The organism is Roseovarius atlanticus (assembly GCF_001441615.1).
In the GTDB taxonomy this organism is placed as follows: Bacteria; Pseudomonadota; Alphaproteobacteria; order Rhodobacterales; family Rhodobacteraceae; genus Roseovarius; species Roseovarius atlanticus.
The window spans coordinates 15,972-34,905 of sequence record NZ_LAXJ01000006.1 but is presented as its reverse complement, the minus strand read 5'-3'; the positions used below and the strand labels follow the sequence as shown (position 1 = coordinate 34,905).

The 18,934-nt window shown below is 64.8% G+C and carries 20 protein-coding genes; 8 read left to right on the top strand and 12 right to left on the bottom strand.

Annotation, left to right across the window (positions count from 1 at the left end):
* The first annotated feature begins 108 nt into the window (after nucleotides 1-108).
* Complete coding sequence (gene yaaA, locus XM53_RS06980) at nucleotides 109-867, top strand: peroxide stress protein YaaA (protein WP_057791699.1); 759 nt, start codon at nucleotides 109-111, stop codon at nucleotides 865-867.
* A gap of 18 nt (nucleotides 868-885) precedes the next feature.
* On the opposite strand, the gene XM53_RS06975 is transcribed toward yaaA, so the two are convergent.
* The 12 genes from XM53_RS06975 to XM53_RS06920 form a co-directional block, all read right to left on the bottom strand.
* Nucleotides 886-2,106: a phenylacetate--CoA ligase family protein gene (locus XM53_RS06975; RefSeq protein WP_057791697.1), complete on the bottom strand. Its 1,221-nt coding sequence runs from the start codon at nucleotides 2,104-2,106 to the stop codon at nucleotides 886-888.
* Nucleotides 2,107-2,149: 43 nt separating this feature from the next.
* Nucleotides 2,150-2,737 (bottom strand): hypothetical protein, encoded by a 588-nt coding sequence (locus XM53_RS06970; RefSeq protein WP_057791695.1) that lies wholly within the window; start codon nucleotides 2,735-2,737, stop codon nucleotides 2,150-2,152.
* Complete coding sequence (locus XM53_RS06965) at nucleotides 2,734-3,561, bottom strand: ABC transporter ATP-binding protein (protein ID WP_057791693.1); 828 nt, start codon at nucleotides 3,559-3,561, stop codon at nucleotides 2,734-2,736. Before XM53_RS06965 ends, XM53_RS06970 begins: the two co-directional genes overlap by 4 nt.
* Before the next feature lie 121 nt (nucleotides 3,562-3,682).
* Nucleotides 3,683-4,963 carry an ABC transporter substrate-binding protein gene (locus XM53_RS06960; protein ID WP_057791691.1) on the bottom strand — a complete coding sequence of 427 codons (1,281 nt, stop codon included), beginning with the start codon at nucleotides 4,961-4,963 and terminating at the stop codon, nucleotides 3,683-3,685.
* A gap of 94 nt (nucleotides 4,964-5,057) precedes the next feature.
* Nucleotides 5,058-6,134: a branched-chain amino acid ABC transporter permease gene (locus tag XM53_RS06955; protein ID WP_057791690.1), complete on the bottom strand. Its 1,077-nt coding sequence runs from the start codon at nucleotides 6,132-6,134 to the stop codon at nucleotides 5,058-5,060.
* Nucleotides 6,135-6,233: 99 nt separating this feature from the next.
* Entirely contained in the window at nucleotides 6,234-6,482 is a 249-nt protein-coding gene (locus XM53_RS06950; protein WP_057791688.1) for a hypothetical protein, read from the bottom strand.
* Nucleotides 6,479-6,868 (bottom strand): VOC family protein, encoded by a 390-nt coding sequence (locus XM53_RS06945; RefSeq protein WP_057791686.1) that lies wholly within the window; start codon nucleotides 6,866-6,868, stop codon nucleotides 6,479-6,481. The genes XM53_RS06950 and XM53_RS06945 overlap by 4 nt, the downstream gene beginning before the upstream one ends.
* Nucleotides 6,865-7,077, bottom strand: a complete 213-nt coding sequence (locus tag XM53_RS06940) for a hypothetical protein (protein ID WP_057791684.1) — start codon at nucleotides 7,075-7,077, stop codon at nucleotides 6,865-6,867. Before XM53_RS06940 ends, XM53_RS06945 begins: the two co-directional genes overlap by 4 nt.
* A gap of 3 nt (nucleotides 7,078-7,080) precedes the next feature.
* A complete protein-coding gene (locus tag XM53_RS06935) occupies nucleotides 7,081-8,070 on the bottom strand; it encodes a branched-chain amino acid ABC transporter permease (RefSeq protein WP_057791682.1) in 990 nt (329 codons plus the stop codon).
* Between the two features lie 80 nt (nucleotides 8,071-8,150).
* Nucleotides 8,151-8,969, bottom strand: coding sequence for an ABC transporter ATP-binding protein (locus XM53_RS06930; protein WP_057791680.1), 819 nt, complete (start codon nucleotides 8,967-8,969; stop codon nucleotides 8,151-8,153).
* Nucleotides 8,970-9,055: 86 nt separating this feature from the next.
* Nucleotides 9,056-9,526, bottom strand: a complete 471-nt coding sequence (locus XM53_RS06925) for a hypothetical protein (protein ID WP_057791678.1) — start codon at nucleotides 9,524-9,526, stop codon at nucleotides 9,056-9,058.
* Nucleotides 9,523-11,496 carry an AMP-binding protein gene (locus XM53_RS06920; RefSeq protein WP_057791676.1) on the bottom strand — a complete coding sequence of 658 codons (1,974 nt, stop codon included), beginning with the start codon at nucleotides 11,494-11,496 and terminating at the stop codon, nucleotides 9,523-9,525. Before XM53_RS06920 ends, XM53_RS06925 begins: the two co-directional genes overlap by 4 nt.
* Nucleotides 11,497-11,978: 482 nt before the next feature.
* On the opposite strand from XM53_RS06920, the gene XM53_RS06915 reads away from it, so the two are divergent.
* The 7 genes from XM53_RS06915 to XM53_RS06885 all read left to right on the top strand — a co-directional run bounded on the left by XM53_RS06915 (nucleotide 11,979) and on the right by XM53_RS06885 (nucleotide 18,926).
* Nucleotides 11,979-12,581, top strand: coding sequence for a 2-hydroxychromene-2-carboxylate isomerase (locus XM53_RS06915; protein WP_057791674.1), 603 nt, complete (start codon nucleotides 11,979-11,981; stop codon nucleotides 12,579-12,581).
* Nucleotides 12,578-14,479: a PAS-domain containing protein gene (locus XM53_RS06910; RefSeq protein ID WP_057791672.1), complete on the top strand. Its 1,902-nt coding sequence runs from the start codon at nucleotides 12,578-12,580 to the stop codon at nucleotides 14,477-14,479. Before XM53_RS06915 ends, XM53_RS06910 begins: the two co-directional genes overlap by 4 nt.
* Nucleotides 14,476-15,189, top strand: a complete 714-nt coding sequence (locus tag XM53_RS06905; RefSeq protein WP_057791670.1) for a response regulator transcription factor — start codon at nucleotides 14,476-14,478, stop codon at nucleotides 15,187-15,189. The genes XM53_RS06910 and XM53_RS06905 overlap by 4 nt, the downstream gene beginning before the upstream one ends.
* A gap of 245 nt (nucleotides 15,190-15,434) precedes the next feature.
* On the top strand, nucleotides 15,435-16,085 hold the full coding sequence (locus XM53_RS06900) for a histidine phosphatase family protein (RefSeq protein WP_057791668.1): 651 nt from the start codon (nucleotides 15,435-15,437) through the stop codon (nucleotides 16,083-16,085).
* A gap of 12 nt (nucleotides 16,086-16,097) precedes the next feature.
* Nucleotides 16,098-16,727 carry a glutathione S-transferase family protein gene (locus XM53_RS06895; protein ID WP_057791666.1) on the top strand — a complete coding sequence of 210 codons (630 nt, stop codon included), beginning with the start codon at nucleotides 16,098-16,100 and terminating at the stop codon, nucleotides 16,725-16,727.
* Entirely contained in the window at nucleotides 16,724-17,770 is a 1,047-nt protein-coding gene (locus tag XM53_RS06890) for a saccharopine dehydrogenase (protein ID WP_057791664.1), read from the top strand. Before XM53_RS06895 ends, XM53_RS06890 begins: the two co-directional genes overlap by 4 nt.
* 13 nt (nucleotides 17,771-17,783) lie before the next feature.
* Nucleotides 17,784-18,926 (top strand): saccharopine dehydrogenase family protein, encoded by a 1,143-nt coding sequence (locus XM53_RS06885; RefSeq protein WP_057791662.1) that lies wholly within the window; start codon nucleotides 17,784-17,786, stop codon nucleotides 18,924-18,926.
* Nucleotides 18,927-18,934: the final 8 nt, after the last annotated feature.

Here is an 18,934-nt window from a genome sequence, read left to right as displayed (position 1 = left end):
TATCGCCAATGTCCCGAGAACGCCGAAGGCGTGACAGGGTATTGGCGATTCCATTTTTCCTCGAAACGCCCTAGATCCCCGGAAAGCTTAATTTCTCAAGGGTCACAAATGCTCGTCGTCGTCTCGCCTGCCAAGAAAATGGACATGTCCCCGGCCGAGGGGGTCCACCCCACCGGCCCCGCCTTCGCCAAGGATGCCCACGCCCTGGCCGACGTGGCCCGCGACCTCAGCCAGGCCGACCTGAAAAAGCTCATGGGCATCTCCGACGACCTGGCCAAGCTCAATGCCCAGCGGTTCAGCAATTTCGGCAAGCAGGACAAAAAGCCCGCCGCGCTGGCCTTTGCCGGCGACACCTACCAGGGGCTCGAGGCGGGATCGCTCGACGCGGACGAACTCGACTGGGCCCAGGACCACCTGCGCATCCTTTCGGGCCTCTACGGTCTCCTGCGCCCGCTCGACAATATCGAACCCTACCGGCTTGAGATGGGCAGTCGTCTCAAGACCGAGCAGGGCAAGTCGCTCTACGACTACTGGGGCGATCGGCTGTCAAAGGCGCTGAACCGGCAGGCGAAAGAGACCGGCAGCAAGACACTGGTCAACTGCGCCAGCCAGGAATATTTCGGCGCGGTGGACCGCGACGCGCTCAAGCTCAGGGTCATCACCCCCACCTTCCTCGACACCAAGAATGGCGAGGCCAAGGTCATCAGCTTCTTCGCCAAGAAGGCCCGCGGCGCGATGGCCCGCTTCATCGTCCAGAACCGCCTGACCGACCCCGAAAGCCTGAAGGAGTTCGATAGCGGCGGCTACCGCTACGACCCGTCTCGCTCGACCCAGGACGAACCGGCGTTCCTCCGCGACGAACAGTGACGCGGCCCCCGGACAGCGTCATTCGTAACTGCGCAAATCCTCGATCACCTTCCCATCGTTGGGCAGGCTGCCCCGTGCCACGACCTCGATCTTGCCCTTCAGCTTCAGAACGTCGCTCACCGTCGCCGCATAGGCCTCGGGCGCACCGCCATCGGCCTCGATCTGCACGGTCATCACGTCCATCTCGCCCTCGCGGCTGGCCACGACCCTTGCCCGCGCGATCTCGGAATGCTTGGCCACCAATGCGGCCACCTGCTCGGGGCGCACGAACATGCCCTTGATCTTGGTGGTCTGGTCGGCCCGGCCCATCCAGCCCTTGATGCGCATGTTGGTGCGTCCGCAGGGGCTTTCCCCCTCCATCACCGCACTCAGGTCGCCGGTGGCAAAACGGATCAGCGGATAATCCGGGTTCAGCGTGGTCACCACCACCTCGCCCACATCTCCGGGCGCCACCGGCGTGCCGGTGCCGGGCGTCACGATCTCCACGATCACGCCCTCGTCGAGGATCATCCCCTCCTGCGCCACGCTTTCATAGGCGATGTTGCCCAGATCCGCGGTGGCATAGCATTGCAGGCAGGTGATGCCCCGATCCGCATATTCCTGCCGCAGCGAAGGAAACAGCGCCCCGCCCCCCACGGCAGCCTTGGTTATCTTCAAAGCCAGCCCCATCTCGTCCGCCTTATCCAGGATCACCTTCAGGTAATCCGGCGTTCCGGCATAGGCCGTGGTCCCGATGTCATGCGCGGCCTGCACCTGCAATTCCGTCTGGCCCGTCCCGGCAGGCAGCACCGTGGCCCCCACGGCCCGCGCCCCGTTCTCGAACATCATGCCAGCCGGCGTCAGGTGATAGCCGAAACAGTTCTGCACGATATCGCCCGCACCGATCCCGCAGGCGTGCAGAAACCGCCCCATCCGCCACCAGTCGCCCCCGGCCCCGCCCGGCTCATAGATCGGCCCGGGGCTCTGGAATACATGCGCAAAGCCCGAGACCGGCCCCGCCGTCAGCCCGCCAAAAGGCGGCGCGGCCTTCTGCGCCTGCCCCAGGTCCGCCTTGCGCAGCACCGGCAACCCGGCCAGATCGGCCACGCTCTTGATATCCCCCGGCGCGACTCCGGCCAGGGTATCACCATACCCGGCAAGGCCCTGCGCCCGTTCGATCTGTGACTGCAACGCACGCGCCAGCGCCGATGCCCGGTCCTCGGGGTCCCGTGTCTCAAGATCGTCGAAATACTGGCTCATCTGTCGGCCCTCCGCTGGCCAATGTCTCTGCGTCCAACCGCTCTCATATCCGGTACCCGTCCGATGCCAGCCCTGGCCGCCCCACATTCCGCTCCAGGCTGTCCCTGACCGCATCCATCACTGGCGTGCCATAGGGCCAGTTCCACAACCCCACGCCAAAGCCGGCCAGGATAAAGCCGCCCTCGGCCGCCCAGTCATTCACCGCCGTGTCGACCCCGCAGGTGATGCACCTGACGGCCCCATCGGAAAAGTCGGCATCGGCCACCCTCTCTCCGATCTCGTTGATCTGGTCGTCAAAGGCTTCCGTGTCCTGATCCGAAATCGTCACCCCACAGTGGCGACACTCCAGCGTGCCGGCGTTCAGCGGACCGTAATTGAAGATCAGAGACCCGCAGAACTCCGCCCCATTGGTCAGCAGCTCCATAAAGGAGTCATATGGCCCCGCAAGTGCCACCGCCCCTTGCGCCGGTCGATGCACCGGCCCCCTGGGCTCACCCAGAATGGCCTCCGGGTCCTGGTCCCGCCGAATGATCCCCTGCCCGACCAGATCGGCAATCGTGCCGCCCAGCAAAGCCGCGGCGTCGGGCGGCGTCGGTTCCGGATAGGCAAAATACCAGACACTGTCGCTCATGAAAGCCACCGCTTGCGGCGGCGATAGCTGCGCACGTCGCGGAAAGATTTGCGCCCCTCGTCCGACATGCCCAGGTAGAATTCCTTCACATCCGGGTTCTCGCGCAATTCCTTCGCCGGCCCGTCCATCACCACGCGGCCAGACTCCAGGATATACCCATACTGCGCGAACCGCAGCGCCACGTTGGTGTTCTGCTCGGCCAGCAGAAAGGTATAGCCCTCCTCCTCGTTCAGCGATTTCACGATCCCGAAAATCTGCTCCACCAGCTGCGGCGCCAACCCCATGCTGGGCTCATCCAGCAGGATCGTCTCGGGCCGCGACATCAGCGCACGCCCGATCGCGCACATCTGCTGCTCCCCGCCGGACGTGTAACCCGCCTGGCTCTTCCGCCGCTCCTTCAAGCGCGGAAAATACTCGTAGACAAGGTCCAGATCCTTCTCGATCTCCCCCTTGCTCGACCCGCGCGTATAGGCGCCCGTCAGCAGGTTCTCCTCCACCGTCAGGTGCTCGAAGCAATGGCGCCCCTCCATCACCTGGATGACGCCCTTCTTCACCAGCTCCGATGGCACAAGGTCCTGCACCCGCTCGCCCCGGTACCGGATATTGCCCTTCGTCACCTCGCCCCGCTCGGATTTCAGCAGGTTGGAAATCGCCTTAAGCGTGGTGGTCTTGCCCGCCCCGTTGCCGCCCAGCAGCGCGGTGATCCCGCCCTTGGGCACGCTCAGGCTCACGCCCTTCAGCACGAGGATCACGTGGTTGTAGATCACCTCGATATTGTTCACCTCAAGCAGGGTCTCCTGCGTCTCGACGGCGGCCTCGGCCATGGCTCAACTCTCCCGCGCGCGCCCCGGGGCACAAGCTGCACCCCCGGCTTTCACTGTTCTTCAAATACTCAGGAATTCCCCGGCCGCCACCATGTGCAGCGGCCGGGAAGAAAGCGTCAGATCAGCATCCCGGCTCGATGCCGTTCTCTTCCGCGAACGCCGCCGAATCCTCTTCCACCAGCGGTTGGATGACCTCCTGGTCCGACTGGTAGTATTCGGTGATCAGGTCGAACTCGCCGGCCTCCGCGTTCCACTGCGACACGGCGCCAAAGCCGTTGCCGCCATGGTTCTCGCACGACACCTTGAACTCGGGGCCAAAGTTCGGAAGGCCAAGCGCGGCCATCTTCTCTTCGGTCATTTCCAGATTCTCCATGCCGTCGCGCATCTGCGCGGCGTTGATCGCGGTCACGCCGTGCATCTCCTGCGCGGTCTTGATCGCTTCGGCGGCCAGCATCGCGGCATACATGCCCCGGTTATACAGGACCGAGCCGATCTGATCGCCCGCACCGGCGGCATTGCCGGTATCCACGACATATTGCTGGATATCGTCATAGACCGGATAATCGGACCCCAGGTTGTGGAAGGTCAGCGCCTTGTACCCATCGGCCCCGGCGCCCGCGGATTTCACGTCGTTCTCCGAACCCGACCACCAGATGCCGATGAAGTTCTCCATCGGGAACCGGATGTTCACGGCTTCCTGGATCGCGACCTGGTTCATCACGCCCCAGCCCCACATGATCACGTAATCCGGGCGCTGCTGGCGCACCTGCAACCATTGCGACTTCTGCTCCTGGCCCGGGTGGTCGACGGGCAGTTCCATGAGTTCGTAACCGTGCTTCTCGGCCAGGCTTTGCAGCGTCCGGATCGGCTCCTTGCCATAGGCGGAGTTATGATAGACCAGCGCCACCTTCTTGCCGCTCAGATCGCCGCCGTTCTGCTCCAGCAGATGCGTGATCGCAAGGCTCGCCCCGTCCCAGTAGTTGGCGGGATAGTTGAACACCCACTTGAACACCTCGCCGGCCTTGGCGCTGGTGCGGCCATAGCCCATCGTGTGAAGCGGGATACCGTCGGCCGTCGCCTTCGGGATCAGCTGATAGGTGATGCCCGTCGACAGCGGCTGATAGACCAGCGTGCCTTCGCCCTTGGTGGCCTCGTAGCACTCCACACCTTTCTCGGTGTTGTACCCGGTCTCGCATTCGATCAGGTTGATCATCTCGCCGCCGATGCCGCCGTCACGCTCGTTCAGCAGGGTGAAATAATCCTGGTAGCCATCCGAGAACGGGATGCCGTTCGCCGCATAAGGCCCGGTGCGATAGCTGGTATCGACGATGGTCAGCTCCGCAAGCGCGGGGCTCGCCACCATCGCCACAGCCGCAATCGCTGTCAGCAGTCTCTGTTTCATCGGTTTGTTCCTCCCTTGGTATGTCCGATGTTCCTTCATGAACGCGCGATGCGTCCAACCCGTAGGGTGGGTGAAAACCCACGCGTGCCCCGCCCTAATGGGGGAAGGGCCATAGTCTCAATTTCTCCTTGGCCACCCGCCACAGCTGCGCCAGCCCGTGCGGCTCGGCCACTAGGAATATCACGATCAGCCCGCCCACGATGATGAACTCGAAATGCGCCGCCAGGTCCGTGGGCCAGCCCAACCCGCCCACCAGCACGTTCTTCAGCAAGACCGGCAACAGCACCAGGAACGCCGCCCCGGCGAACGAGCCGAAGATCGACCCAAGCCCGCCGATGATCACCATGAACAGCACCAGGAACGACTTGTTGATCCCGAAAACCTCGCCAACTTCCACAGCGCCCAGGTAGACGGCAAAGAACAGTGCACCCGCGATGCCCACGAAAAAGCCCGACACGGCAAAGGCGCTCAGCTTGGCCTTCAGCGGATTGACCCCGATGATCTCGGCCGCGATGTCCATGTCCCGGATCGCCATCCACTGCCGCCCCTGCATCCCCCGCGTCATGTTCCGCGCCACCAGCGCGCAGACAACAGTGAACACCAGGCAGAAAAGATAGGCCGCCCATGGCGCAGTCTCTGCCCCGGTGATCGGCACGCCCAGCACCGTGCGCTCCGGCGCGTTGATCTGCCCCGAGGCCGAGTAGTTGTAGAACCACCCCACCCGGTTGAAGAGCCACACCAGGAAAAACTGCGCCGCCAGCGTCGCCACCGCCAGGTAGAACCCCTTGATCCGCAAGGATGGCAAGCCGAAAAGCACACAGACCCCCGCCGTGATCCCGCCCGAGATGATCACGTGGAAAAAGATGCTCACCTCCGGGAAACCCGTCATCAGCTTGTAACAGGCATAGGCCCCCACGGCCATGAACCCCCCGGTGCCCAGGCTTACCTGCCCGCAATAGCCCACCAGGATGTTCAGCCCGATCGCGGCAATCGAATAGATCAGAAACGGCAGGAAGACCGCGTTCACCCAATAATCGTTGATCACGAAGGGCACGATGGCGAACGCCACCAGCAACACCGCGTAATAGCGGAACCTGTCGAACTTGATCGGAAAGGTCTGGCTGTCCGCCACATAGGACGTCTTGAAATCGCCCGCCTCACGATAAAACATCAGATCTCTCCTCCACATACGTCACAGGCCCGAAACGAAGGTCCCGGGCGGGCGGGTGCCGTGGCCCGCAGGGACACGCGGTCGCCCGCGCGGGCCCGCTCAAACCGGTTCCGCATCGTCATCCTCCCGCATCATCACCCGGTTCGCGGGCCGGGCATAGCCGGTCTCTTCCGCGTGCCGCACCAGCCAGAAATACGCCAGCATCCCCGTGCCGCCGCCCAGCGCCGCCAGGATCGCAGCCACTACCATCTGGCCGCTCTGATCCACGCCCGAGGTCAACGCCAAGTAGCCAAAGGCCCAGAACCCCGACCATGCCACGACATTCAGAATCGCGATCAGCTGTCTCATCTCCCGGTCTCTCCCTCGAACCTGGCCGCGTCGCCGGGCCAGTCGTCACCCTGCGGCCCCACCAGGCAGAACCTGTGCCCAGTCGGCGCCTCCATCACGATCCAGCCGCGCAGCCGTTCGACCTCGCGCGCGCCCAGCGCCGTCAGCCGCGCACATTCCGCTTCCCGGTCGTCAGTCTCGATATCCAGATGCACGCGCGGCGCGTGATCCACCGCCTGCAACAACACCTTCGGATGCCCGCGATGTCCGTCGAACTGGGTGTATTTCCCGCGTTCGTCGATCTTTGCGTCCTTGCCCAGCGCCGCCGACCAAAACGCCGTCGCCTCCGACAGGTCCTCGGTCTGGCAGTCGATGCAGACCACGCTGATACGCGCCTTGTGGGTCATGCCTCACCCTCCCCGGCCTTCAGCATATCCGCCTTCAGCGCCGCGAACTTCGCCTGCGCCGCGCCCCAGCTTTCCCCGGCGCGTCCCGCCATGGAAATCTCCGCCCCACACGTGCCACAGGCAAACGACGCCCCTTCCATCAGCGCCCGCGTCTCTATCGCGATGGGCGTGCCGCAATCCGGGCAGTCTATGCTCTGCTCAAGGCGCACCGCTCATACCCTCTCGATGATCTTCTCGCCGAACAGACCCTGCGGCCGGAACACCAGGAAGATCAGCGCCAGCACATAGGCAAACCAGATCTCCGTCGCCCCGCCCAGGTAAGGCGCGCCGATGGCGAATTCGAAAAGCTTCTCGCCCACGCCGATCAGCAAACCGCCCACGATGGCGCCTGGGATCGACGTGAACCCGCCCAGCATCAGAACTGGCAAGGCCTTCAGAGCGATCAGCGACAGCGAGAACTGCACGCCCGACTTCGTGCCCCACATGATCCCCGCCACCAGCGCCACGAAGCCCGCCAGCGACCACACCATCACCCAGATGAAGTTCAGCGAAATGCCCACCGACAGCGCCGCCTGGTGGTCATCCGCCACCGCCCGCATCGCGCGCCCCTGCTTGGTGTATTGCGCGAACACGATCAGCGTGAACACCAGCGCGGCGGCAATCACCGTCGCCACGATGTCCAGGTTGTCGATGAAAAAGCCGTATCCGAACCACCCCGCCGTCGTCTCGTCGATCACGTCGTTGATCCCCTGCGGCAGGCCCACATCCATCGTCTTGATGTCCGACCCCCACATCATGTCCCCGAATCCTTCCAGGAAATAGGCAAGGCCGATCGTGGCCATGAACAGGATGATCGGCTCCTGGTTCACCAGGTGCTTGAAGATCAGCGTGTTCACCGCCCAGGCCAGCGCCACCATCACCACCATCGTCAGCAAAATCGCCGCCAGCGCCGGCACGTGCCAGCCGAAATGGTGGATCTCGGTGCCGAAGATCGCGTTGATCAAGTGCGAAAACGGCACCTGCCCTTCCATGATCCCCACCAGCGTCAGCGCCGCGAACAGCGCCATGACGCCTTGCGCGTAATTGAAGATCCCCGACGCCTTGTAAATCAGCACGAAGCCCAGCGCGACCAGCGCATAGAGAACCCCGGCCATCAGACCGTTCAGGAACACTTCCATCCCGAATATCAACTGATCAGGCATTTCTCACCTCCGCGCCAAATTTCTTCGAAGAAATTTGACAAAAATTTTCGAAAATTTTTGGCCGCACACACCCCAACCGTTCAATCATGCGCCACCCCCAGGTAAGCGTCGATCACCGCCTGGTTGCTGCGCACCTCGTCGGGCGTGCCATCCCCGATCTTCTTGCCGTAATCCATCACCACTACACGGTCGCTGAGGTCCATCACCACACCCATGTCATGCTCGATCAGCACAATCGTGGTCCCGAACTCGTCATTCACATCGAGGACAAAGCGGCTCATGTCCTCCTTTTCCTCGACGTTCATCCCCGCCATCGGCTCGTCCAGCAGCAGAATAGACGGCTCGGCGGCCAGCGCCCGCGCCAATTCCACCCGTTTCTTCAACCCGTAGGGCAGCCGTCCCACCGGCGTCTTGCGAATATGCTGGATCTCCAGAAAGTCGATGATCCGCTCCACGAAGGCCCGGTTTTCGACCTCCTCGCGCTCGGCCTTGCCCTTCCAAAGCGCCTGCGCGAACAGCCCCGATTTCATCTGCCGGATGCGCCCCGTCATCACGTTGTCCAGCACGCTCATCCCCTCGAAGAGCGCGATGTTCTGGAACGTCCGCGCAATCCCCTGTTGCGCCACCTGGTAAGGCTTCATCTGCGGGCGCTTTTCACCCTTGTACCAGACCTCGCCCTCCTGCGGATTGTAGAAGCCACTGATGACATTCAGCATCGAGGACTTGCCCGCGCCATTGGGCCCGATGATCGCCCGGATCTCGCCCTCCCGCACGTCAAAGCTGATATCCTGGATAGCCACCACCCCGCCGAAGCGCAGCGTGATGTTCTTCATCTCCATCACCACGCCGCCAATCTTGCGGCCATCCTCGGTGGTGTATCCTTCGATCTGATCAAGCATCAAAACTCTCCCAACGCCAAACGGGATGGCGGGCGGGGCGAAAGCGCAGCTGAGCGTCGTCTCGACAGCTGGCAACCCATTTGAATCTACTGCGTGCTTTCATTCTCGCCCTCTTCGGAAACACATCCTCGCATAGCGTATAACTCCTGAGTCTGCGTCGCGAGGTCCCCGCGCGGCGTTTCAAGGTCGACGCCCATTTCATCCTCGAACTTCGCAACCAGACGCTCGGGGAATTCCGCATCCACGGTCATTGCTTGACTTCTACGCGCGACCAGCCACCCGACACAGAACTCGGCTGAAGCGCCGGGATGTGCCATGCGGAACGCGTTCTCGGAGTTTAGAAACTCAGGGTCCGATGACCTCGGGCAGCCTCCGAGACCTGCAACCACGTCCGCGGCAAGACGACTTGCATTTTCCCGATGCCGCGCGGCCCTTTCCCGATCGGGTAGCGCGAGGACAACACAATCCACCTCCCTGAACAGCGCCTCCGCGTCAGGCGCTGCGGGGACCATGCAAGGGATCACAAATGCGATCGAGGCAATGACCACGCGCTTCATTCCGCCGCCACCTTCTGCGTCTCCACCGGCACCACCTTGGCCTCCACGATCTTCAGCGTGGCCGAGATGCTGCCCTTGCGCCCATCTTCATAGGTGACTTCCGTCGTCGTGAACTTCTCCTCCGAGCCGTCGTACAAGGCCACCAAGAGTTCCTCGAACTTCTCCGAGATCACGCCCCGCCGCACCTTCCGCGTCCGGGTCATCTCGCCATCATCCGCATCCAGCTCCTTGTGCAGCACCAGGAAGCGATGCACCTGGCAATGCGCCAGCATCGGGTCCTCGGCGAGGCTCCGGTTCACCTCCTCCACGTGTTCCTTCACCGTCTCCAGCACGCGGGGATGCCCCGCCAGCTCCTGGTAAGACGCATAGCCAATATTGTTCCGCTCGGCCCAGTTGCCCACGGCATTCAGGTCGATGTTGATAAAGGCCGTACACTCGTCCCGCTGGTTACCGAACACCACGGCCTCCAGAATATTGGGATAGAATTTCAGCTTGTTTTCCACGTATTTCGGCGCGAACAGGCTGCCATCGGCCATCTTGCCCACATCCTTCGCCCGGTCGATGATCTTCAGATGCCCGGTCGCCTCGTCGATGAACCCGGCATCGCCCGTGGCGACCCAGCCCTCGGCATCCTTGGTGCTCGCTGTGCTCTCGGCGTTCTTGTAATACTCCTCGAACACCCCGTCGCCGCGATAGAACACCTCGCCACTCTCGGCGATGCGCAACTCGACGCCCGGCGCGGCAACGCCCACCGTGTCGCTGTAGACCTCGCCATCGGGTTGCAGCGTGATGAACACCGACGCCTCGGTCTGCCCGTAAAGCTGCTTCAGGTTGATCCCCAAGGAGCGGTAGAAATCAAAAATCTCCGGCCCGATCGCCTCCCCGGCGGTATAGCCCACGCGCACCCGGCCAAAGCCCAGCGTATCCTTCAACGGGCCGTACACCAGCAGCCCGCCAAGGCGGTATTTCAGCCGGTCCCAGCCGCTGACGCTCTTGCCGTCCAGGATCGCCGGCCCCACCTTCCGCGCGTGGGCCATGAAGGTATGGAACAGCCATTGCTTCATCCGGCTGGCATCCTCCATCCGGATCATCACGTTAGTCAGCTGCCCCTCGAACACCCGCGGCGGGGCGAAATAATAGGTCGGCCCGATCTCGCGCAGGTCCACCTGCATCGTGTCCGGGCTTTCCGGGCAGTTCACACAGAACCCGCACCAATAGGCCTGCCCGATGGAAAAGATGAAATCCCCCACCCACGCCATGGGCAGATAGGCCAGCACTTCCTCGTTCCGCGTCAGGTGATCGAACTCCGACGACGATTTCGACGCCTCAATGATATTGCGATTGGACAGCACCACGCCTTTCGGCTTGCCCGTCGTGCCCGAGGTATACAGCATCACGCAGGTGCTGTCGTAATCCAGGGCCTCCCGCCGCGCCTTGAGCTCGGCCATCAGCGTGTCCTTCGCCTCACGCCCCTGCGCCTGCACATCGCTGAACTGGTGCAGCTTGCCATGATCGTATTTCCGCAGGCCCCTGGGGTCGACATAGATCATGTGCTCGAACTGGTGCAGCTGGTCCTGAATGTCGATAATCTTGTCGACCTGTTCCTGGTCCTGGACGATGGCGAACCGCGCGCCGCAATGGTCCAGCACATAGGCCATCTCGTCGCTTGCGCTGTCCTGGTAGACCGGCACCGGGATCGCGCCCACCGATTGCGCCGCGACCATCGACCAGTAGAAATAGGGCCGGTTGCGCCCAATGATGGCAATGAAGTCGCCTTTATCGACGCCAAGCTTCAACAGCCCCAACGCCAGCGCCTCGATCTCCTGCTCCGCCTCGGCCCAGGTCCAGCTTTGCCAGATCCCGTATTCCTTTTCCCGATAGGCGGGCTTGGTCCCGAACTGCGCCGCGTTGCGCTGCAAAAGGGCCGGAATGGACACAAGCCCATCCGCGCCTCTCGACGACTGTGCCAAATTTTGTCCTCCCTTTGTCCGCTCTCTCCCGCGAACAGACCGCGCCCCCTGGGGACCGAGTCTCGATCCCCATAGAGTGCGCAGCCGACGCTGAGCGTCAACTTTTTCCTGATCTTTGCCCAATCCTTACGAATTGTAACAGGCGCAACGAAGTGCACCGGAGCCGCGCGCTCGCCAGACCGCGGGCTGGCGAACGACCTTCCATCAGCGCGCTTTATCCACGCCAAATCCGCAAAACCTCCAATCGACGCGCCCACGTCCCCCAATCGCCAGCCCGTCCGGGCGGTCTGGCGATCGCGCGGCGGGCCTGAAGGCCCTTGATTCCGCGCGCCACCACTTCAAAACGCCATCCCGGACCTGATCCGGGATCTCCCGCCCCGCCATCCCGGACCTGATCCGGGATCTCCCGCCCCGACGCAGCCCCACCCTTGACATACCCGCCATTTCCCCGTCGATTGCCCCTCTCGCAAGAGGATCCAACGATGACCCGGCCACAGATGGATTTCTGGTTCGAATTCGCCTCGACCTATTCCTATCTCAGCGTCATGCGCCTGCCCGCCCGCGCGGCCGAGGCCGGCATCACCGTCCGCTGGCGCCCCTTCCTGCTCGGCCCGATCTTCGCCGCGCAGGGCTGGGACACGTCGCCTTTCAAAATCTACGCCGCCAAAGGAAATTACATGTGGCGCGACATGGAACGCCGCTGCGCCGCGCGCGGCCTGACGTTCAAACGCTCCAACACCATGCCCCAGCACAGCGTGCTCGCCGCCCGCACCGCGCAACTGGCGCTCGAACACCCCCAGGGCATCGCCTTTTGCCAGAACGTCTACCTCATGCAGTTCGCCGAAGGCCTGAACATCGCCGACCGGTCCGTCATCGCCGCCTGCCTCGACGCCGCCAAACTGCCGCCCGACCTGATCGACCAGGCCCAGGCCGACGCCAACAAGCACCGCCTGCGCGACACCACCGAAGAGGCGATGCGCCGCGGCATCTTCGGCGCCCCCAGCTTCACCGTAGAGGATGAACTTTTCTGGGGCGACGATCAGCTCGATACCGCCCTCGACTGGGCCCAGAGGCACGCCGCATGACCCAGCGCGACACCACCCGCATGACCACGGCGGGCCTCAACCTCATCCAGCAGGCCCTCACCATCTACGACGCCGATCTCGACCTCGCCGTGTGCAACCGCCGCTTCCAGGAAATGTTCGACCTGCCCGACCGGCTGGTCACCCCCGGCGCCCGTTTCGAGGACACGATCCGCTTTCTGGCCGAACGCGGCGACTACGGTAAGGTGACAGACCTCGACCATTTCGTCGCAACCCGGGTCGACACCGCCCGCGCGTTCAAACCGCATTACATGGAACGCACCCGCGCCAATGGCCGCACCATCAGCGTCGAAGGCTCGCCCCTGCCCCAGGGCGGCTGGGTTACCGTCTACACCGACATCACCCGCGCCAAACAGCAGGAGGCACTGCTCGCCGCCCGGTCCGAGGAACTGTCGGACCGGCTCGTCACTTATTCAGACGATCTGGCGGCCGCCAACCGGCAGCTTGAATCCACCATCATCGCGCTGGAAGAGGCCCAGCGCCAGGCGTCCGAAGCCGAGGCCCGGATGCGTCTGACGACCGAGATGGTGCCCGCCCATATCGCCCATGTCGGCCCCGACCGGCGCTATACCTATTCCAACCGCCGCCTGTCGCTCGTCATGCCGGGCAGCACCGCCGACCCGGTCGGCCTCGCCCCCGCCGACGCGCTGGGGGAAGAGACCTTCGCCATCATCGCGCCCCATCTCGACCGCGCCTATGCCGGCGAGCCGTCCGTGTTCGAGTTCACCCACGCCACCAGTTCCCGCCGCATCCGCGTCGCGCTCACCCCCGATCCGGCCACCGGCGGCGTCTACATCCTGTCAATGGACATCACCGAAGAGGCCCAGACCCGCGCCGCGCTGGGCCAGCACCGCCGCCGCGAGATGGCGGCCCAACTGACCTCCGGCCTCGCGCATGATTTCTCGAACCTGCTGACGATCATCCTCGGGATGCAGTCGCGCCTGCAATCCATGTCCCTGCCCGAAGAGGCCGCTGACCTCATCGCCGCCACCTTGGGCGCGGCGCGGCGCGGCGGCGCCCTGCTCGACCGCATCGCCGACATGACCGGCCCGCGCGAACACACGCCCGTGCCCACCGACCTGCCCGCCTTCCTCAACGATCTCGAACCGCTGGCCCGCTCGGTCCTGCCCGACACTGTCACCCTCGATATCCGGCCCGCCGACGCGCCACGCACCTGCCTTCTCGACCCGGGCATGTTGCAGGACTCTCTGATCAACCTCCTCCTCAACGCCCGCGACGCCATCGCGGGGCCGGGCCGCATCACGCTTGCCCTCACGACCGTCCAGGACACCTGGCTCGACGTGACGGTCTCCGACACCGGCCCCGGCTTTTCCGACCACGTCCGCAGCCACGCGTTCGATCCGTTCTTCACCACCAAGGGCGGCGAAGGCTCGGGGCTGGGCCTCACCATGGTCTACAACATGACCAAGCTCGCCGGGGGCCGCGTGATGATCGACAACACCGACGCGGGCGGCCAGGTCACCCTGCGCCTGCCCCTGCGCGAGGCCAGCGCCGACGACACCCCCGGCTTTGTCCTCCTGGTCGAGGACAGCGCCGACCTGCGCGAAAGCATCCGCGCCATGCTGCGCGCCGACGGTCACCAGGTGATCGAGGCCACCAGCGCCACCGAAGCGCAGGCGCTTCTGAACGGCCTGCCCGAGATCACCGCCATTCTTTCCGACATCACCCTCGAAGGCGAGGCCACCGGCCTCGACCTCATCGACGCGCTGCCAGCGCGGCACCCGCCTGCGGTGCTCATGACCTCGCTGCCGCCCTCCGATCCGCTTCACGCCGCGGCCCTTGCCCGCGCGCCGGTGCTGCGCAAACCCTTCCAACCCGGCGCTCTGCGCGCCGCCCTGTCTGGCGGAGCGCCGCGATGACCGCCACCACACCCCTCGTCACCATCCTCGACGATGAACCCGCCATTCGCACCATGCTGGCCCAGACGCTTGAAGAGGCCGGCTTTCGCACCCTCACCTTCGCCCGCGCGACCGAGTTCGAGGCCGCGCTGCGCACCCACTCGCCCGATATCTGCCTCGTGGACCTCTCGCTGCCCGACCGCGACGGGCTGACGCTGGTGCATCGCCTCGCACTGGAACAGGGCGCACGGGTCATCATCATCTCCGGCCGGGCCGAGGTGCAGGACCGCGTCACCGGGCTCGAACTCGGCGCCGACGACTACATCATCAAGCCCTTCGATCCCGCCGAGGTGGTGGCCCGCATCCGCGCCCGCCTGCGCCGCGACGCTCCCGGCCCGAATACCGGCAACACCGCCCGCTTCGGCCCATGGACCGCGCATTTCGACCGCTACGTCCTGGAAGACGACACCGGACAGGAAACCCCCTTTTCCCATGCCGAGGGCGAGGTGCTGCGCCTCTTTCTCGACCGCCCCAAGCGCCTGATCTCGCGCCAGGCCATGCAAGAGGCCCTGGGCGGCGCGGCGGGCGAAAGCTTCGACCGTGCCATGGACGTCCGCATCTCGCGCCTGCGCACCAAGCTGCGCGAGGACCCCAAGAACCCCCGCCTGATCAAAACGATCTACGGCGCCGGCTACATCTTCCTCGGCGATGTCAGCTGGGGCCCTGCATAACGCACGGGCCACCGCGTAGGGTGGGTGAAAACCCACGCGCCTCCACCCCCTGCAAACCCCTCGCCCGCCACCAAGGCCCTCCGGTCCATCTTGCGGCCACGCATTCCGGACCCGCCACATCCAACGCGTAGGGTGGGTGAAAACCCACGCGTCCCCATCCCCCGAAATAATCCGCCCCAACCGCCTTCACCCTCCCGCGCCCCGGCGCTAGGTTGCCCGCATCTGACACAACGAAAGCACCCACCTTGGCGGAACTCATCCTTGTGCGGCACGGGCAGGCCAACAGCCACGCCACCGACGAAGCGGGCTACGACCAACTCTCCGACCTCGGCGCCGACCAGGCCCGCTGGCTGGGCGAGCACATCGCCGCGACCAACCCGCATTTCGACCGCGTCCTCACCGGCACGCTGCAACGCCAGGTCGACACCGCTCACCACATGGGCGTCACCGTCACCGCACAGGATCCGCGCCTGAACGAGCTCAGCTATTTCGCCCTCGCCCAGGCCGCCTTCGACGCCCACGCCATCCCGGTGCCCACCGACCCGTCAGAGTTCGCCACGCACCTGCCCCGGGTCATCACGCTCTGGACCACCGGCGACCTGCCCGGCGTCCCCGAAAGCTTCGATGATTTCGCTGCCCGCATCACCGAGGTGCTGACCGAACAATGCGCCGACGCGGGCCGCACCCTTCTGGTCACCTCCGGCGGGGTCATCGGCATGGCCCTGCGCCACGTGCTCGACCTCGACAACACCGCCATGGCCCGCGTCATGCTGCAAATCAACAACGCCTCGATGCACCGCCTCAGCTACGTGCACGACACGCTCATGGTCGCGGGCTTCAACGCCATCCCGCATCTCGACCGCCCCGACCGGGCCCATGCCCGCACCTTTGTCTGAAGGACCCCGCGCATGAAATTCTACTACGCCCCCGGAACCATCTCCGTCGCCACCGGCCTGCTTCTGCAAGAGGCCGGGCTGGACCATACCCCCGTCGCGCTCAGCTTCGCCGACGGCGACCAGACCAAGCCTGACTACCTCGCGCTCAACCCCAAGGGCCGCGTCCCGGCCCTGGTCACCGATCAAGGCATCCTGACGGAAACCGGTGCCATCGCCGAATACATCGGCAGCCTCGCCCCGGATAAAAACCTCGTCCCCGCCGACCCGTGGCAGGCCGCCCAGATGCGCAGCGTCTGCTACTACCTTGCATCGACCATGCATGTGAACCACGCCCACGGCCCCCGCGGTATCCGCTGGGCCGACAGCGACGCGGCGCTCGCGGACATGAAGGCCAAGATGCCACGGACCATGGCCGACAGCTGCACCTTCATCGAGGAAAACTGCACCTTCGCCCCCTTCGTCATGGGCCAAGAGATGACCATCGCCGACCCCTGGCTTTTCGCGATCTGCTGCTGGCTGGAAACGGACAATGTGGACGTGGACCACTTCCCCAGGATCAAGGCCCATCGCGCCATGATGGCCGCCCGCCCCTCGGCGGCGGCGATCCGCGCCTACGGCCTGCTGACGAAAGACTTCGCATGACCCATCTCTGGCTCCGCGCCGAACAGCGCGACAACGAAGACCGCACCGGCCTCACCCCCGAGGGCGCCGCCGCCCTCATCACACAAGGCATTGAGGTCAGCGTCGAAGACAGCCCCGACCGCATCATCCCCACCGACCGTTACGCGCAGGCCGGCGCCACCATCGTGCCGCAGAACAGCTGGCCCGACGCGCCCCGCGACGCCATCATCTTCGGGCTCAAGGAACTGCCCGATGACGGCACGCCCCTGCCGCACCGGCACATCATGTTCGGCCACGCCTTCAAGGGCCAGCATTCCGGCCGCCGCCTGCTGGACCGCTTCAAGGCCGGGGGCGGCACGCTCTACGATCTTGAATACCTGGTCGACGAGCAGGGCCGCCGCGTCGCCGCCTTCGGCTACTGGGCGGGCTATGCGGGCGCCGCCGTCAGCCTCTTCGCCTGGGCCGCCCAGCAACACGGTCAGACCTGCGGGCCCGTCTCCGCCTACCCGGACAAGGACGCGCTGCTGACGGATCTCGCCGAAACCCTCGACGCCACCGGCGTCGAGCGTCCCTCCGCCATTGTCATCGGCGCGCTTGGCCGCGTCGGCACTGGTGCTGCCGACCTCTGCACCGCGATGGATATCACCCCCACCAGGTGGGACATGGACGAGACCGCCCATGGCGGCCCCTTCCCCGAAATCCTGCAACACGACCTGTTCCTCAACTGCATCTTCGCCCGCCCCGGCACGCCCGTCTTCGTGCCCAAGGACGCCCTGACCGCCCCCCGCCGCCTGACCGTCGTCGGCGACGTCGCCTGCGATCCGGACAGCGATTACAACCCCGTGCCGGTCTATTCCGAAGCCACCACATGGGACGCCCCCGTGACCCGCGTGCACGACGCGCCGCCACTCGACGTCATGGCCATCGACAACCTGCCGTCGCTCCTGCCGCTGGAATCCTCGCAAGACTATGCCAGCCAACTCTTGCCATCCCTGAAAACACTGGACAAACTGGACGCCGGAGTGTGGGCGCGCGCGGAACAGACCTTCCGCGCGCACGTTTGAAGGGGGCACCAACATGACAATCCACTGGTGTGGCACCGGCCTGTCGGCGGTGCCCGGCCTGCGCAGGCTGATCGAGGCGGGCCAGCCCGTCACCGTCTGGAACCGCTCGCTGGACAAGGCCGAGGCTGCCGTGGGCGACCTCACGAACCGCATCCGCGCGTTCGACTTCGACATGCTGTCCGCCGAGGTGCAGGAAGGCGATATCGTGGTCTCCATGTTGCCCGGCGACTGGCACGTGCCCATCGCCGAGATGTGCATCAACAAGGGCGCGAACTTCGTCTCAAGCTCCTACATCGCCCCCGAGATGCGCGCGCTCCACGCCAAGGCGCTCCTGCGCGGCGTTTCCGTGGTCAACGAGATCGGCCTCGATCCGGGCATCGACCACCTGATGGCCCATCACCTGATGGCCGATTACCGCGCCTCGGCGGCCTTCAACCCCGAAAACGATCTCAGCTTCCTCAGCTATTGCGGCGGCATCCCCAAAAACCCCAACCCCTTCCGCTATAAATTCAGCTGGTCACCCCTGGGCGTGCTCAAGGCCCTGCGCTCGCCCTCCCGCTCGATCCGCAACTACTCCGAACTGAACGTGCAGCGCCCGTGGGATGCCCTCGGCACCTACACCGCGCCCCTGCCCACGCCCGAAACGTTCGAGGTCTACCCCAACCGCGACAGCCTGCCCTTCCTCGACGACTACGGCTTCGAGCCCGCCTGGCGGGTCAAGGAATTCGTCCGCGGCACGCTGCGCCTCGACGGCTGGTCCGAGGCGTGGGCCGATGTCTTCGCCGAGATCGAAACGCTCGAAGGCCCCGAAGGCGAGGCAAGGCTCAAGGAAATGTCCGACCAGTTCTGGCGCGACAACGCCTATGGCGAGGACGACCCCGACCGCGTCGTGCTCTGCGTCGACCTCAAGGCCGAACGCGGCGGCGACGCCGTCTGGCACAAGACCTTCGTGATGGACGCCTGGGGCGACGCGCGCGGCACGGCGATGTCCCGGCTGGTGTCGGTCCCGGTCTCTCTCGCGGTCGAGGCCGTGGCCAATCACGAAATCCCCGCCGGCGTCAGCCCCGCCCCCAGCGATCCCAAGCTGGTCGCACGCCTGCTGTCAGAGGTCGACCGCCTCGCGCAGCATTTGCAGGTCGTGGACCACCTGGCCTGAAGCGCGGT

Excerpts from the sequence above, each read along its gene's own strand:
- yaaA (WP_057791699.1), top strand. The coding sequence starts at position 109 with ATGCTCGTCGTCGTCTCGCCTGCCAAGAAAATGGACATGTCCCCGGCC.
- XM53_RS06975 (WP_057791697.1), bottom strand. The coding sequence starts at position 2,106 with ATGAGCCAGTATTTCGACGATCTTGAGACACGGGACCCCGAGGACCGG.
- XM53_RS06970 (WP_057791695.1), bottom strand. The coding sequence starts at position 2,737 with ATGAGCGACAGTGTCTGGTATTTTGCCTATCCGGAACCGACGCCGCCC.
- XM53_RS06965 (WP_057791693.1), bottom strand. The coding sequence starts at position 3,561 with ATGGCCGAGGCCGCCGTCGAGACGCAGGAGACCCTGCTTGAGGTGAAC.
- XM53_RS06960 (WP_057791691.1), bottom strand. The coding sequence starts at position 4,963 with ATGAAACAGAGACTGCTGACAGCGATTGCGGCTGTGGCGATGGTGGCG.
- XM53_RS06955 (WP_057791690.1), bottom strand. The coding sequence starts at position 6,134 with ATGTTTTATCGTGAGGCGGGCGATTTCAAGACGTCCTATGTGGCGGAC.
- XM53_RS06950 (WP_057791688.1), bottom strand. The coding sequence starts at position 6,482 with ATGAGACAGCTGATCGCGATTCTGAATGTCGTGGCATGGTCGGGGTTC.
- XM53_RS06945 (WP_057791686.1), bottom strand. The coding sequence starts at position 6,868 with ATGACCCACAAGGCGCGTATCAGCGTGGTCTGCATCGACTGCCAGACC.
- XM53_RS06935 (WP_057791682.1), bottom strand. The coding sequence starts at position 8,070 with ATGCCTGATCAGTTGATATTCGGGATGGAAGTGTTCCTGAACGGTCTG.
- XM53_RS06930 (WP_057791680.1), bottom strand. The coding sequence starts at position 8,969 with ATGCTTGATCAGATCGAAGGATACACCACCGAGGATGGCCGCAAGATT.
- XM53_RS06925 (WP_057791678.1), bottom strand. The coding sequence starts at position 9,526 with ATGAAGCGCGTGGTCATTGCCTCGATCGCATTTGTGATCCCTTGCATG.
- XM53_RS06915 (WP_057791674.1), top strand. The coding sequence starts at position 11,979 with ATGACCCGGCCACAGATGGATTTCTGGTTCGAATTCGCCTCGACCTAT.
- XM53_RS06910 (WP_057791672.1), top strand. The coding sequence starts at position 12,578 with ATGACCCAGCGCGACACCACCCGCATGACCACGGCGGGCCTCAACCTC.
- XM53_RS06905 (WP_057791670.1), top strand. The coding sequence starts at position 14,476 with ATGACCGCCACCACACCCCTCGTCACCATCCTCGACGATGAACCCGCC.
- XM53_RS06895 (WP_057791666.1), top strand. The coding sequence starts at position 16,098 with ATGAAATTCTACTACGCCCCCGGAACCATCTCCGTCGCCACCGGCCTG.
- XM53_RS06890 (WP_057791664.1), top strand. The coding sequence starts at position 16,724 with ATGACCCATCTCTGGCTCCGCGCCGAACAGCGCGACAACGAAGACCGC.
- XM53_RS06885 (WP_057791662.1), top strand. The coding sequence starts at position 17,784 with ATGACAATCCACTGGTGTGGCACCGGCCTGTCGGCGGTGCCCGGCCTG.